Here is a 14,092-nt window from a genome sequence, read left to right as displayed (position 1 = left end):
CGGTTAAAACACTTGGCGAGGCGGGAGTGAAAGTCGTGCTTGGCACACCGACAGCAACGCCACCGCGTTGGATGCTGGACAAACATCCGGACATGCTGGCTGTGGATACGTATGGAAACACGCGCAAATTCGGATCACGGCGGCATTACTGCTTTAGCCACCAGGGCTATGTCGATGAATGTGGCCGCATCGCACGGGTCTTGGGAGAGCGCTATGGTCATAACCCGTATGTGGCGGCTTGGCAGATCGACAATGAGTATGGGTGTCACGACACAACAGTCAGCTACAGCACCCCGGCACTGAATGCATTCAGGCGCTGGCTGGCTGTTCGATACGGCTCAATTGAACAACTGAACAAGGCCTGGGGAAACGTGTTCTGGTCGATGGAGTACCGCAACTTCGATGAGATTGAACTACCCAATCAAACTGTGACCGAGCCAAACCCCGCTCATGTACTGGCATTCCGTCGGTTCAGCTCAGATCAGGTTGTGGCATTCAACAAAGCTCAGGTCGATGTATTGCGAGCTTTGACCGATGCGCCGCTGTTGCATAACTACATGGGTCGTATTCTGGATTTCGACCATTTCGAGGTTGGCGCAGATCTGGATATTGCGACTTGGGACAGTTATCCGATCGGATTTCTATCGGACCGATTGGAAGATGACGAAGCCCACAAGACCGCCTTTCTTCAGCAAGGCGATCCGGACATGCAGGCGTTTCACCATGATCTTTACCGGGCAGTGGGCCGTGGCCGATGGTGGGTGATGGAACAACAACCCGGTCCGGTGAATTGGGCACCCTATAACCCGGCACCCATGCCCGGAATGGTGCGGTTGTGGTCGCTTGAGGCTGTCGCCCACGGTGCTGAGGTTGTGAGCTATTTTCGATGGCGGCAAGCCCCCTTTGCGCAGGAACAGATGCACGCAGGTTTGCTGACACCGGACAATCGCCCCGCCCCTGCATTACACGAGGCCCGTCAGACAGCGGAAGAGCTATCCACATTGGGCGAGGTGCATCAGGTGCAATCCAAGGTTGCGATACTGTTTGATTACCCCTCGGACTGGGCCTGGACATCGCTACCGCAAGGAGCAGGCTTTGACTATTTCCGGTTGGTCTTCTCAGCTTATCGTGCATTGCGCCGCGTGGGGCTGTCGATTGATTTTGTTTCGCCCAATGACCTGTCCACGCACTATGCGCTGATCCTTGCCCCCGGACTGGCAACGATTGACCCGGATTTGGAGCGTAGGTTAGCGGACAACTCGGATCTTGCAATCCTCGGCCCACGCAGCGGCGCAATTACCCGTGATTTCCAGATCGCCGCCGCCGGTCGACCTGGCCTGAAAGGGTTGGACTGCAACGTCGATTTGGTCGAAACACTGCCCCCTGCTGTCAACCGGGCTGTCCGTGGCGGCGGCGCGGCACAGCATTGGATCGATCGCCTTTCAGGATCTGCTGAAGAAATTCTGAGTTTTGAAGATGGAGCGCCTGCGCTAATGGCAAGGGACGGGTTCTGGTATCTTGCCGGCTTCCCAAACGAAGCATTATGGGATCGCGTCATCGGCTTGGCTGCGGAAGAAAGCGGTTTGGGCCTGAAACCGATGCCGCCAGGACTTCGACTGCGTGAGACAGCCGACCACATGTTCCTGATCAACTATAACGCTGAACCGGTGGTCTGGAACGGATCGACCATCGGCGGCTGTGACGTGAAGATCCTGAAGCGCAATCTGCCCGGACAGACTTGAATCCTATCCGGGCAGATGCGTTGGTTGCCGCTTGGCACAGCGATTAGTCGCTTTTTAGGCTGTTGGGGTCAAACACCCCTCCGAAACCGCCGTTGTTGGATGGCTCACCCTCGGTTTGAGAAGCACCTTCGTTGCTTTCATTCTCGCTGCCATCCAGCGAGTTCGGAGCGAAGACATTACCAAAACCGCTGTTATTTGACGGCTTTGGCGCGGTTTGGGCATCACCCTGCCCGGCTTTTTCCGCTTCTTGCTGTTTGCGGCGCTCCTCACGCTGCTGACGCAGTTCCTGAATGCGTTGTTCCGCTTCCAACTGCTTTTGCTCGCGAACGTCGGCAATGCACTGCGCCGGACTGTAGGTCGCCGCTGTGCCTATAACGGTGATCGTTACAACCGCAAATGCGACCAGCAACACGGCGGCCATATTACCGGCAAAGAAACTCGGCAGCTTGATCTTGCCAGCCAGTTCCTCGACCGTTGCGTTTTTACGCGCCGCGGCTACCAGTTCCTGACGTTTCAGCTTGGCTTCGTTCAGCAGAGCGAAGAAAACCGTCAGCGCAACGATGATAAACGCCAGCGCCGAGATCGCGGGCGTGATGCCGTAGCGAACCTTCTGAGCCAGCTCAATCGTCAGCGTCGGGTATTCGCCAAAAGTGAAAGTGGTGGTGTTGTAGTTCTCGAAAGAAGCGAGGAATGCCAAAACCGCCGCCGAGGCAATCGCCGGGCGCATGAACGGCAGCAGGATTTTGCGGAAAGCCTGAGCGTGGCTGGCCCCAAGGTCCAGTGCCGCCTCAGTCAGGGCGACATCATAACGCTGCAACCGCGCCACCAGCACCAGCATACAGTAACTGGCAATAAAGGTGGACTGGCCGATCACTGTCAGGAAGATGCCGTTTGACAGGAAACTGTCGGCCCCCAGCCCCAGCATCCGGTTGATCCGGTCCCAGAAGACCAGCGTCGAGATACCAAGAACCACACCGGGGATCAGGATCGGTGCGATAATGACCGTATAGTAGGTCGCGCGAAGCTTCGGCCAGATCTGGGTCAGCATCAGCGCGCCTGCCAAACCCATCGCCACGGACAGGATGACCGTGCCGATTCCGATGATCAGCGAGTTCTTGATCCCGTTCAGGATACGCTGATCCTGAAACAGCTCGCCAAACCATTGGAATGTCAGACATTCCCATGGGCTCATTCGGGGGAACCCGGACGAGTTGAACGCGGTGACGGACATGATCACCAGCGGGCCCAGCAGATACAGGAAGAAGATCGCCAGATAGACCCAGATGCTTATGCGGAGGAAGGAATTGTTCATTTCCCTATATCCCCCATGTTCACTTTGAACAGGCGCATCATGGCCAGCACGAACAGAATACAAGTGACCAGCAGAACGATTGCGTAGGCGGCGCCCTGTGGCCAGTCGTTGTTGTCATTGAACTGCTGATAGATCAGTTGGGTGAACCACAGACTGGACGGCCCGCCCAGAATTTGCGGCGCAGCCAACGCACCGGCGGACAACATGAAGACCATAGTACAGCCCGAACTGATCCCCGGCTTGGCATAAGGAATGACCACTCGCCAATGTATCCGCCACCAAGGCGCCCCAAGGTCGCGTGCTGCTTCGATCTGGTTTTTGTCCAGACTTTCAATCACGTTATACATCGGGAAAATCATCAGCAGGATATAGGCGTATCCCAGACCCGCATAGAGCGCGATGTCATTGCGAATGAAGTCGAACGGTGTATCCCAGATGCCCAGACCCGTGAACAACGTGTTCAACACACCTGTTTCCCCAAAGATGATGCGCAGCGCAAAGGCGCGCAGGATCTCGTTGATCCAGTAAGGGATGATCAGCATGATCGCGAAGATACGAATATGGCTGCCTTCGGCCTGACCCAGGTAATAGGCAATCGGATAGCAGATGATCAGGTTGAAAACCGTCACAAAAACCGCGGCCACAAGAGTTCGGAAAAACACCCTCAGATCAACAGTGTTGTAGTCCTGACTGCCACCTTCGGGGCCGTAGACCAGATATTTGTAGTTCTCTAGCGTATATACGTCTTTGGGTCCGCCAATCTCTGGCGGTGGCAGATTCGGACGGAACGAGAAGTCCAACATCGACAGCTGCGGAAGGATGATCAGGCCGATGGTCCAGAACAGAACCAGACCCAAGATCGCCACTCCCATGCCAGTGCCGTTGCGATTGAAGAAGTCTTTCAGAAACTGGGGCATGAGTTAATCCCCTTATTCTGCAGCCAGTTCACCCGCAGGAACGATGACGGCGTTATGCGTCTTGTATTCCAACGTGATGTTCTGTCCGGTGTGGTCCTCGAAGGATTGTCCATGGTTCGGGATCGACACTTTGATCTCTTTTCCACCTTCACCTTCGGTAAAGATGTTGAAGACGTTGCCTTCAAATTCTTCGTGGTTGACCCGCGCGGTAACAAAATGGTCACCCGAAGCCCCCTCGGGCGCAATGGCGAAGGCTTCGGGGCGAATGAACAACATTGCACTATCGCCTTCTTTCATTTTGCCTTGATTGGCGGTCGATATCCGTGCAACCAGATCGCCCGAGCGGTTGGTCGAGATCAGCGCCTCGTTGCCCATGACCTGTTTGATCTTGCCACGGAATACATTGTTTTCGCCGACAAATGAGGCCGCGAAAGCCGTGTTGGGATCATTGTAGATGGTTTTCCCATCGGCAATTTGGTCAATCACACCTGCACGCATGACGGCGATATTATCTGACATGGTCAGCGCCTCGCCCTGGTCATGGGTAATGTAGATAAAAGTAATGCCCACACGCTGTTGTATCTCACGCAGTTCCGTTCGCATGTGCTGGCGCAGTTTGAGGTCAAGTGCTGACAGAGGCTCATCAAGAAGCAATACATCCGGCTCGGCGCAAAGGGCACGAGCGATGGCCACTCGCTGACGTTGGCCACCAGACAATTCGCTGGGAAGTTTGTCGCCTTGCTCCGGAAGCGCGATCATGTCCAAAAGCTCGTCAGCGCGCTTGCGGCGCTCGGCAGCACTGGCGCCTTTGATTTCCATAGAGAACGTGATGTTCTCCCAAACCTTCATCAAGGGAAACAACGCTAGGTTCTGAAAGATCAGAGCTGTGGGGCGTTTGTTGGGCCCAATCCCGCGCATGTTTTTGCCGCCGATCAGAACATTGCCTTCGCTGGGCTCGAGAAAGCCGGAAACAGCCCTTAAGATCGTTGTTTTGCCGCAACCCGAGGGTCCGAGGAATGAAAAGAAATCTCCCCCATTAATTGTGACGTTTGCATCGCGCACGGCGACGAAGTCACCGAAACGGATCCACAGGTTTTCCAGATCGACTCCGACCCCTGCACTCATTTTTGGTATCTCCCTGAGGTGTGCACTGTCACCACACCACATAGCTTTCCGTTACGCCGGAGCGGCGCACAGATTGTGGCCCCTCGCAGAACGCGAGGGGCATGGTTTCAGATCGCTTATGCGCTCTTGAACTTGTTGACGAACTCGGTCCGCGTTTCAGCATACCACGGTGCTTCGGCCGGCCACGGATTGAGGTTGGCCAGCGAGTCGCCCGGATAGGCCTCGGCAAAGTTCTTCTTGTAGGTGTCGCCTGAATACTGATCCGCCCCCAGAACAGGAGAGTTGTACCCATGGCTGTCGATGGCAACACCGGCAGGTTTGGCCTGATAGGCGAAGTCGATGAAGGCATAGATCTGGTCGATATTCGCCGCGCCAGACGGAATCGACATTCCGTCAACCCATGCCATCGCCCCTTCGATGGGCGCTTGATAGTGCACTGGTTCACCAGCCGATTTCAGTGCCAGTGGCGGGCCGTCCCAGGTCTGACCGACAACAACACCTTCATTCAGAAGACCGTTCTTCTGTGTATCGGCATCGTTCCAGATCAGCTTGATGCGATTCTTACGTGCAATGCACCAGTCAGTGATCTGACCCCAGACCTTGCGCATGGTTTCTTCGTCACCATAAGCGGCCCAGACCGAACCCGGCTCCATCTCGCCGGAACGCTCCATGTAAAGACCAGCGCCAAGCATCATCGAATGCGCGCGGCCCATGGTCTTGCCTGCGTTTTCTTCCGACCAGACGTCGCCATAGGATGGCGCGTCACCGGCCGGCAGCCATAAGTCGGTGCGGTATGCAATGCCTTCGGTGCCCCAGATATGCGGCAACCAGTGGACCCCGGCGCCGCCAAAGTTCCAAGCATCCGTACCGATTTTGGCCATGGCAGGGTTCACCAGGTCGACCGGAACCTTGTTCATGTCAAAGGGCTGCAACAACTCCAGCGGCTCCCACTGCAACGAGCGGTTGTTGGTTGGCGAGACGATGTCAAAGCCCTGACCTTTGGTGGCCTTCATCTTGTTGATGATTTCTTCGTTTGAGCCGATCCCGGTGTAGTTCACCTTGATGCCAGTAAGGGTCTCAAACTCTTCGATAAAGCTGGGCGGCAGATAATCCGACCACATCAGGATGTTGATTTCACCGGACGATGCCAGTGCGCTCTTGCTGTAAAGAGGCGCGGCAAGTGCCGCGGCACCCGCTCCTTTCAAAACAGTGCGTCTGGAAAGTGATGATTTGGTAACCATAGTGTTCTCCCGTTGTTGGACTCGTTTTTTGTTTTCTATTCATAGGACTTTCTGCGCCCATCCGTCAGTCCAAAAGTGACAGTTTGCGAAAATCTTATGTCCAGTTTCGTGATTTGACACGTCTAAGCTGAATTATGAGGCGCTGCATTCTCCTGCCAAACGGTGATGTCTCTTGGTTTGACCGGATCTGAACCAAGCAGAATTTGACGTGCACGACCAGCAGGCAAAGGCTTTGAAACGTCACTGAAGTTGAACGCGTAGTAGGTCGAGCCGCGTTGGGTTATGCGCATATCGGGGTCGCAAGGCGTTGCATTTATCCCAGCCCAGTTCAGTACCTCCCCGACAATCGCCTGCAAAAGCTCATTTCGCGGAACCATTGCCAGATAGGTCGTGCGGTCAGAACGGATGACCGCCGGACTGGCATCGCAATAAGCGCTCTTGAAGCGGGCTAAAACGCGCTCTTTGGTCTCGACAATTTCACGCCAACCCGTGAATTCAAATTGCTGCCCATCGGGAAGAACCACAGCCTCATGCGCGAGTGAAGGAAGCGATTCGACGCGCGTGACACGGATACCTGTTAACTTTGCCAGTTCGCCTGGAGCCAGATTGGACGGGGTGTTCATCCCGGATGTCTTGCTGCCGGAACGAGCACCTATCAGAATCTTGGCCCGCGAAGCGTCAAGCTTGTCTGCAAGGTCAGCGGTCACGATCATGCTTTGAGGTAATATGATGAGGGCGTAGCCGCTCAGTTCATCTTCAGGGCCAACAAAATCAAGATCGACCCCAAAACCACGAATTGCAGTGTACCACTCGCGAAAAATCTGGGCATTGGGGAAATCGTTGTCATGTGGCAGGATGTCCGCCGCCCAGATAGAGGTATAATCCAGTAGCATTGCAACCCGTGATTTTGCCCGTCTCTCGGGCGGCAAAATGGCGCGATCCTTCACGATCTCAGCCAATTCAACAGCGGCCTGATCCGGGCTGCCATCTGACCGCAAAATCGCAGTATGGTATTGCTCTTGCGCAGATTTTGCCTGTCGCCAGCGAAAAAACATCACGGCTTGCGCGCCATGTGCATAGGCCGCCCAGGTCCAAAGCCGAACCATCCCCTCTGCCGGCGACGGATTCTTGTCAGCCCAATCCACCGGGCCCGGCTGCTGTTCCAGCACCCACATCCGACCGTGCCCCTGACTGCGATACAAATCACAATGAAAGCCCTGATAATCCGGTGCGCCGGTGCGCAGATAGCGGCGCTTCTCCTCATCTGAAAGGGTAGAGTCCAATAAGTTCCCTAGCGGGTAGCTGTCGAACCCGACAATATCCAGATCAGCCGCTACGGCGTGGTGATCGAATTCGAAACTACCTGCCATGAAGTTATGGGTAATATCCCGGCCCGGCGCATATTTGCGCAGAACATCCACCTGCGTTTTGTTGAACAGACGAACTCGATCGGAAGAATAGCGCGCGAATTCCAGAGCATGGGCTGGATTGGGCGTGGCGACCAGCCCGTTGGGCAGTTCGATCTGACCAAACTGAGAGTAGAGCGACCCCCAGAAAACGGTTCCCCACGCGTCATTCAACGCATCGATTGCCCCGTATCGTTCCTCCAACCAGTTCTGAAAACCTGTTCGCGCGGCATCGGAATAGCTGAGAACTGTATCGTGGTCGTTGTACTCATTGTCGATCTGCCACGCTTGGACATACGAATTCTGACCATATCTGCGGGCATATTCAGTTGCGATCCTTTGCGCCTCGGCCAGATAAACCTCACTGGAAAAACAATAATGCCTGCGCGAACCGTACCCTCTGACCCGACCATCCGGCCCAACGGGCAGGATTTCGGGATACTCATCGATCAACCATTTGGGGGGGGCGGCTGTTGGGGTGGACATCATGACCCGCAGACCAGCCTGACCCAGTATCTCGATCACTTCATCCAGCCAGTCCCAGTGGAACTGACCGCGCGCGGGTTCGATCAGACCCCAGGTGAATTCAGCAATCCGCACCCAATCCAACCCCATGTCTGCCATTTGGGCGGCATCGTCTCGCCATTGCGAAGGGTCCCACTGTTCGGGGTAGTAACAAACCCCAAGTTCCAGCGCGCTCATCGTGTGTCCTTTGCTGTGCGTCGTTCGATCCACTTCAGGAAACTGGCACAGCCGAGTGTGAGAACGACATACAGGATTGCCGCCGTATTGAAGGGTGCAAAGGGCAGAAAGCTAGCCGCCTGAAATTCTCGCATCCTCTGGGTCATGTCGCGGACGGACAGGATAGACAGCAATGACGTGTCCTTGATCATCGCGATAAACTCATTGCCAAGCGGTGGAGTGACAATCCGCAGGGCCTGCGGCAGAACGATAAGCCGCGCCGTGTGCCAGCGCGACAAACCCAGAGAGCTGCCCGCCTCCAATTGGCCTTTCGGTATCGCCTCGATCCCGGATCGGAAAATTTCGGCCATATAGGCGGAATAACCAACTGAGATCGCGATGATCCCGCGGGTCATATTGGTCATGTCGATACCGCCGCCGGTGGCGTCTTTGACTGCGCCCGCCAGTGGCAGTCCGATATAAAGAATGATCACCAGCATCGGAATGCCGCGTATCGTATCCACGAAAAACTCGGCCCCGACCGCCAGAGGATGCAGCTTATGCTGAGCCCCGCCAATGGTCAGTGTCAGCAACAAAAACCCGAACACGGCAAATGCCAGGGCCGGATTGCGGTATTTGTCGGGTAGAAATCTTGTTTGCCACAGGACCGGATAACCTTGTGTATGGGCATCGGCCGGGACAAAAGCGCCCGAGACACTGTCGACCGTTTCGATCTGTTCAAGCGCGGCAGTGGCATCGGTTGCGCTGCGGATGCGATATTGCTGACCGTCGGCCCCTTCGAACTCACCAAACCGGATAACGTCAGCCTGCGCCTGCGGCGTGCCGCGCACAACCGCGATACGCCCTTCGGTGCTGCCCACCAGAACAAAGCTGACCTGCGGCTGCATGAAGAAAAAGGCTGAGGCTGCAAGCAATGCCAAACTGATCGAACCATAGACGACCGTCGTACGCGCCTTTGGTTTAAACGATTGCAACCCGACCCAGACCAAACCAAGAATGGCCGCGAAGATATAGGCAAATATGGCCGCGCGGAATGTAATGGCCACCCCGGTCGCGAAATGCCAATGAGCCATGAACATGAGATAAAACAGAACCGCGCCTGTGAGACACTCCAACCCCAACAAGACGCGCCCGCGCCAGGGCGGCTGCAAACGTGCCGAAATTAGGCATAGTGCGACGACAGCCGCGTAAACCGCCAGGAAAACTTGTAATCCCGTCTGAACCTTGGCGATCACGCCCGGAAACAGTACCCAGGTCTGACTGGATCGATCGATAAGGGGTGATGTGTTTTCGCTGAGCGCATGGAAGAAGACCGACTCGGCAAATGGCATCAGAAGCAGCGGAGAAACAAAGCTGATGACCAAAAGCGCCGCAGAAGCTGGGAACGCGGCAAGCGCGCAGAATCGCAACCAGCCGGGGGAGTTTTGTGAAAACCGCACGTAGCGTGCGCAAAGATATCCAAGGATCGCAACGGTCGCAATCAGCAGAAATCCAACAAAGATGGGCCCCGCGTCGGTGCCGATCCCCAGAATTGCGACCAGAGACCGCAAGTATTTTGAGGATGTGGCGAACAGGTAGATAATAAATGGCGCTGCTGCGAGCAACACCAGGTTACTCGGGCGGATCGTGCTGAGGCGCAACATGGAACTTCTCCGCTAAGACAAGGCCCGGCAGCGCTGGCCGCCGGACCGGAAGGGCGCTAATGGATCAATTGGTGCCCCAGTATTTGGCTGTCAGTTCGTCCAGCGTTCCATCCTCCTGAATGGCTTTCAGACCGGCGTTAATCGCATCCACCGTCGGATCGCCTTCTTGAAACACGATACCCAATGGATCGGATTGCAAGCCTGTGATGCCAACAGTCAACTCGCCCGCAAATTCCTGTTCATAGGCCGCTGCCGATGTGCCATCGATGATCACGCCCTGCACGTCCGCGTTCTGAAGCGCCAGAATGGCGGCCGAGAAGTTGTCGTAAAGGCTGACATTCTCGCGCCCAACAAGCTCTTCCGCCAATTGGGCGTTGGTCGTCGCAGTTTGCGCGGCCAGTTTCTGGCCACCGGCTTTGAAATCCTCAAGTGTCATGTCAGCATTATCGACCTGCAACAGAATGGCTTGGCTGACAACGATGTAAGGCTCGGAAAAGTCCATGGTTTCTTCGCGTTCCGGTGTGATCGACACGCCCGAGATAACCAGATCGAACTCACCCTGCTGAAGGGCCGCAAAGATACCATCCCAGGCGGTGTTTACGAAATTGGGGACGCAATTGACCTTCGCGCAGATTGCATTCATCACATCGACGTCAAAGCCCACGATCTCACCGGTTGTTTCATCCACGGTTTCCATCGGTGGGTATGTCGCATCGGTTCCGATTTTCAGAACACGACCTTCCAGGTCGGCAGCAAAGGCCGCTGGAGCCATCAGTGTTGTGAGTGTTGCAGCGGCAAGTAGGTTTTTAAACATTTTCAGGTACTCCTTTGTTGGATCAGGTGGTTTGCGCCGCATCGGGCGCCGGGGTGTCAGGTTGCCGCTCGATCAATGAGGCCCTGATCTTTTTCTGAATCTCGGACGGATCGACCCCGTCCAAAGCTTTCAACATGAACTCACCCAGCAGACGGCTTGTTTCAGCAATCGGCAAGTAATAAGTGCTGGGTGGCGGTACAAAATACTGGCTGAGCTTCAAGTCGTCGTTCGAGATGACCACAACGTCCCTTCCAACCTGCACTCCGGCTTTATCGGCAGCTGACAGCGCCCCAAGGGTTATGGCCTCATTAGCGCAGATGATGGCGCTCGGCGGTTTCGGCAACTCCATAAGCGTAGCAAATTTCTGCTGACCGGATTCCGCGGTGGTCGGGCCGGTGGGAACCAGTGTCGGGTCGAACTCCACACCGCATTCTGACAGCGCATCAGCATAACCCCTGCGGCGTTGCTGCGCATAGATCAGGTCATCCGGCGGGTTTATCAAAGCGATGCGGCGATGCCCCAGCCCAAGCAGCCTGGCGGTGGCATCATAAGCCGCTGCCTGACTGTCGAGATCCACATAAGGATGCGGTTGGGGGCTGTCGCTCATGCCGTATGTGACAAAAGGAAAGCCCTGCCCCTGCAGATACGCGACGCGTTCATCATGAACACGCGTGCCGGAAAAGATCACGCCATCAGCCTGCCCTTCCTGCACGATGGACTTCAACGTCTGCACCGCAGCCTCGCCATCACATGTGCTGAATACGCTCAACTGATAGCGCGTTCCTATTAGCGCATTGGATATTCCGGCCAGAATACGCGTAAACTCTACACCTTCCCACTCTTCCGCAGCATCGTTCGAAACACTGACCATGACCCCGATTCTATAGGATTTATTGGTGCGCAGCTTCAGGCCATCCAGATTCACCCGGTATCCCAGATCCGACGCAACTTTCTGAATCTCTTCCCGGGTTTCCCGTTTCACCGAAACGGAATCCCGCAAAGCATTCGAGACTGTGCCAACGGAATACCCAGTACTTCTGGCAATCGATTTTATCGTCGCCCGCGCCATCACCCAAACCCTGCCAATTGTTCCGTCAAAAATGACCGACCCGTTTGCAGGGTGCGCACGTGATCATCGGTTTCGTCATGTTCGACAAACAGGTCCGTGCAGTTGGTCGAGGCAAGCGCACGCAGGGTTGCGTTCCAGTCAACTACGCCTTCGCCCAAATCGCGCCAGCGCGCGTCACCTGTTCCGCCTGCTGGGTCGATATCCTTTGCATGCACGGACAGGATTCGATTGGCGTGGCGGCGGATCGCGTCCGCCGGATCCAGACCAGCCGCAACCAGCCAACCGATATCTGGTTGCCAAAAGACATCTCCGCCGGCAAGGATCAGGTCAAGAGGTGTGTCACCAGCCTCACCGATAAGATCAAAATCGTGATTGTGATACGCCAGGCTGATATCATGATCTGTCAGCTGATTTGCCCATTTGGACAACTGGCCCGACACCACCCTCCATCCCTCGGCAGTGTCGGGCCGCACCTGGGGCGCCAGCCAAGGCATGACAGCCACCCGGCATTCCATTAGGTTTAATACTTCGACGATATCCGAAAATCGCCCTTCGAACTCTTCCCAATCAAAATGTGCAGACCGAACATTAAGGCCTGATCCGTAAATAGTGCCCGCCATCTGAGCTGGGGTCAGGCCGTGCAAGCCAGTGGTTTCGACATCTGAAAAACCGCAGGCCGCAACCAATTGCAGCTGATCTGCAAGATCACCGCATTGCCGCACTGTGTAGAGTTGGGCAGAAACTCGCATCCCTCACCTTTGAAACGTTTCAAATATGGTGAATTACGAGCTGTATCCTTGTCAAGCGCCGTATTGATTCGATCCGTACGCCAGCTTTGAATAAGGCTCCGAGCCTTTGCCTAAAACCCAGATGGGGTGGGAAATCGAGCCATTTCCCGCAACCGATTTCTGATCCGAACAATGAAGGGCTATACGAGCGAGCCACCAATCTGTATCACCAAAAACGGTATGGCACGCGCAGAGGGTCTTCAGAATGATAATCGCATGGATTGTCTCGACCGACACCTGGCTGCCGTAAGGGACGATTTGGCACAAGATGTTCTGGTAAAGGGCTGTTTTGTTTGGTCACTACTGCGACAAATGCGAATGGGCCTTCGAATGTGGAAAAAGGTTTGGACTGGTGGACGTGAATTTTGAAACGCTTGAGAGAACACCCAAAGCGTCTTTCATGGCGCTAAAGTCTGCCCATTCCGGGGGTCAGAACGTCTCTCAGCCGTTAGCGCAACCATTCGGTGCGGTGCATGAGCATTGGAATCTGGTTGCTGACATAGGGGGCACCAACACGCGGCTGGGCGTGGTTACGAACGGAGAGCTGACAGACCTGCGCAAGCGCCCAACGGGGACACTGGAAGATCTGCTGGAAGCGTTTCACGCGCTTCGGGATGAAATCGGAACAAATCCACAGGCGGTCGTGGCGGCGGGCGCAGGCCCTGTCCGGAACGGCACGATTCGGCTGACAAATGCCAATCTGGACCTGTCCGAGGCCGAATTGGCAAAAGCCACCGGTGCCAGCCATACGTTTGTAATCAATGATTTCACCGCTGCCGCGTGGTCGGTGGCAGAAGTAACCCAGAAAGATGTTGCCGTCTTGCAAGGTCACGCGACACCGCCCGCAGGCACGCGATTGGTGGTGGGTCCTGGCACCGGGCTTGGCGTGGGAGCGTTGCTGTTTTCCGAGGGCCACTATCACACAGTCTCCGGAGAAGGTGGGCATGTGGGTCTGTATCCGCGTCACCGCGACGAAGTTGACATCTTTGAAGCAGCCCGCAGCATTGCGCCTGAGTGTTTTTTTGGTGACAGCCTCGCACTGGAAGCTGAGATGTTCCTGAGCGGTACGGGCTTGCCTATCCTATATCAGGCGATCGGGCTGGCGGCAGGCCATATACAGACACCAACGCGCTCGGCGAAAGACATTCTGCTCGATGCCCGCGACCGTTCTGACCCCATCGCGGTACAAGCCGCTCGGATGTTCAACACCCATCTGGGGGCTTTGATGGGCGACATGGCTGTCACACTGATGCCTTCGGGCGGAGTGTTTCTTGTTGGCGGCGTCGCGGAAAAGAATCGCTGGTTATTCGGCGAAGAGTTCCGGGAAGCGTTC

Annotated in this window: 12 protein-coding genes; 3 read left to right on the top strand and 9 right to left on the bottom strand. The window is 55.6% G+C overall.

Going from position 1 to position 14,092, the window contains the following annotated elements; all coding sequences use genetic code 11:
- Window positions 1-1,742, top strand: a 1,742-nt coding sequence (locus AC2FNC_RS17545) for a beta-galactosidase (protein WP_496716089.1), incomplete at its 5' end; no start/stop codon positions are given.
- A gap of 43 nt (window positions 1,743-1,785) precedes the next feature.
- On the opposite strand, the gene AC2FNC_RS17540 is transcribed toward AC2FNC_RS17545, so the two are convergent.
- The 9 genes from AC2FNC_RS17540 to AC2FNC_RS17500 all read right to left on the bottom strand — a co-directional run bounded on the left by AC2FNC_RS17540 (window position 1,786) and on the right by AC2FNC_RS17500 (window position 12,720).
- Window positions 1,786-3,054, bottom strand: a complete 1,269-nt coding sequence (locus AC2FNC_RS17540; protein WP_480519814.1) for an ABC transporter permease — start codon at window positions 3,052-3,054, stop codon at window positions 1,786-1,788.
- Window positions 3,051-3,971 carry an ABC transporter permease gene (locus tag AC2FNC_RS17535; RefSeq protein WP_480477089.1) on the bottom strand — a complete coding sequence of 307 codons (921 nt, stop codon included), beginning with the start codon at window positions 3,969-3,971 and terminating at the stop codon, window positions 3,051-3,053. The genes AC2FNC_RS17540 and AC2FNC_RS17535 overlap by 4 nt, the downstream gene beginning before the upstream one ends.
- A gap of 12 nt (window positions 3,972-3,983) precedes the next feature.
- Window positions 3,984-5,096: an ABC transporter ATP-binding protein gene (locus AC2FNC_RS17530; RefSeq protein ID WP_480477087.1), complete on the bottom strand. Its 1,113-nt coding sequence runs from the start codon at window positions 5,094-5,096 to the stop codon at window positions 3,984-3,986.
- A gap of 116 nt (window positions 5,097-5,212) precedes the next feature.
- Complete coding sequence (locus tag AC2FNC_RS17525; RefSeq protein WP_480477085.1) at window positions 5,213-6,337, bottom strand: extracellular solute-binding protein; 1,125 nt, start codon at window positions 6,335-6,337, stop codon at window positions 5,213-5,215.
- Window positions 6,338-6,459: 122 nt separating this feature from the next.
- Window positions 6,460-8,445, bottom strand: a complete 1,986-nt coding sequence (locus AC2FNC_RS17520) for a beta-galactosidase (RefSeq protein WP_496716087.1) — start codon at window positions 8,443-8,445, stop codon at window positions 6,460-6,462.
- On the bottom strand, window positions 8,442-10,088 hold the full coding sequence (locus tag AC2FNC_RS17515; RefSeq protein ID WP_496716085.1) for an amino acid ABC transporter permease: 1,647 nt from the start codon (window positions 10,086-10,088) through the stop codon (window positions 8,442-8,444). Before AC2FNC_RS17515 ends, AC2FNC_RS17520 begins: the two co-directional genes overlap by 4 nt.
- Window positions 10,089-10,152: 64 nt before the next feature.
- The gene (locus tag AC2FNC_RS17510) at window positions 10,153-10,902 is read right to left on the bottom strand and encodes a basic amino acid ABC transporter substrate-binding protein (protein WP_480483651.1); all 750 of its coding nucleotides are present in this window, start codon (window positions 10,900-10,902) and stop codon (window positions 10,153-10,155) included.
- 22 nt (window positions 10,903-10,924) lie between these two features.
- Entirely contained in the window at window positions 10,925-11,971 is a 1,047-nt protein-coding gene (locus AC2FNC_RS17505; RefSeq protein ID WP_480494227.1) for a LacI family transcriptional regulator, read from the bottom strand.
- Window positions 11,971-12,720 (bottom strand): sugar phosphate isomerase/epimerase family protein, encoded by a 750-nt coding sequence (locus tag AC2FNC_RS17500; RefSeq protein WP_496716084.1) that lies wholly within the window; start codon window positions 12,718-12,720, stop codon window positions 11,971-11,973. Before AC2FNC_RS17500 ends, AC2FNC_RS17505 begins: the two co-directional genes overlap by 1 nt.
- A 171-nt stretch (window positions 12,721-12,891) precedes the next feature.
- On the opposite strand from AC2FNC_RS17500, the gene AC2FNC_RS17495 reads away from it, so the two are divergent.
- Both AC2FNC_RS17495 and AC2FNC_RS17490 read left to right on the top strand, forming a co-directional pair.
- Complete coding sequence (locus AC2FNC_RS17495) at window positions 12,892-13,128, top strand: family 1 glycosylhydrolase (protein WP_496716082.1); 237 nt, start codon at window positions 12,892-12,894, stop codon at window positions 13,126-13,128.
- On the top strand, window positions 13,112-14,092 hold a 981-nt coding region (locus AC2FNC_RS17490), incomplete at its 3' end, for a glucokinase (protein WP_496716081.1). The genes AC2FNC_RS17495 and AC2FNC_RS17490, both read left to right, overlap by 17 nt.

The sequence above is a fragment of the Ruegeria sp. BHSA123 genome (assembly GCF_059613425.1).
Note: the sequence above shows the minus strand (reverse complement) of the source record. Positions and strands in the feature narration are given on the sequence as shown.